Below are 1,191 nucleotides of genomic sequence, written 5' to 3'. Positions count from 1 at the left end.
TATGGTTCGATAGGGGGGCATAAATCGACTAAATCCTTATCTGGCAAGAGACTTAATTGATTAGTTCGCTCTAGATAAAAAACAATTGACAAAAATCGCTAAATGCCTTTGTCTATAACAGGGTAAGCTCATCTAATTTGGTATAAATTGTACTTGACAAAGATTTCTGAATAGGGTAATCAAATCGCCATAGCACCGTCCCGCACTGCCAGTACCCAGACTTAGCCGCTGCTACCTCTGTATAATTTATAATTAGCCTTAGTCTCACTGTTGTTGATGAAAATTAATGAGGAAATAGCTCATGGGTAAAGGTTTTGCTCCCGTTCTCCCCACCGGAAATAAAGCTCAACTAAAACCTGAGCTTCCTTTAACATCAATAAATGAAATTCAAGCTAGTTTATTGACTTATCTTCAAGATATTCCTGACCCAAGAGCGTCCCGAACCCAAAAACATTTATTAACTGATATTTTAGTCATTGCTGTTTTAGCAGTTATAGCAGGAGCCAAAGGTTGGGAAGACATGGAAAATTATGGACTCAGTAAGCAGTCTTGGTTATCTGAGTTTTTAGAATTACCTAATGGCATTCCTTCTGATGACACTTTTCGGCGGGTTTTTGAACGGATTAACCCGGAAGTTTTGGCCAAAGTTTTGTCTCAATGGCTGCCCCATTTAATCGGTTCTCTTTCGGGGGAAATAGTTCCCATAGACGGGAAAAGTCTCAGAGGTTCTTACGACCGTAATCAAGGAATTAAAGCCTTGCATTTAGTGACGGCTTGGGCGGGGGAGCAGAAATTAGTTTTAGGACAAGTCAAGGTGGAAGATAAATCCAATGAGATTACTGCTATTCCCGCTTTACTAGAACTGTTAGACCTTCAAGGGGCAATTATCACCCTAGATGCTATGGGAACTCAAACGGCGATTATTAATCATATTCAAGCCAAAAAAGCTGACTACGTTGTCGCCCTTAAAGCTAATCATCCGACTCTTTATACTCAGGTCAAAAACTGGTTTGAGCAAGCTCAAGCACATCAATTTGATGGTATTCAATTTAGTTAGGGTCTGCTGAAAAAGTTTTTCCTGGGGGTAGGAGTCAGTAGCCGGTCGTCAGGAGCCGGTCGTTTTAGGCTTTGTTGCCCTTGTTTTTTGTACCAAGCGATGTACTACAAGAAGGATAATGCAAGGTTTTTGAA

Annotated in this window: 1 pseudogene; it reads left to right on the top strand. The window is 40.6% G+C overall.

Going from position 1 to position 1,191, the window contains the following annotated elements:
• Positions 1-301: 301 nt before the first annotated feature.
• A pseudogene (locus O9332_RS12295) lies at positions 302-1,048 on the top strand (ISAs1 family transposase); the annotation flags it as partial.
• Between the last annotated feature and the right edge of the window lie 143 nt (positions 1,049-1,191).

Source organism: Microcystis sp. LE19-10.1B (assembly GCF_027530565.1).
GTDB classification, from domain to species: domain Bacteria; phylum Cyanobacteriota; class Cyanobacteriia; order Cyanobacteriales; family Microcystaceae; genus Microcystis; species Microcystis aeruginosa.
The sequence above is the reverse complement of the archived record's forward strand: the minus strand, read 5'-3'. Positions and strand labels throughout refer to the sequence as shown.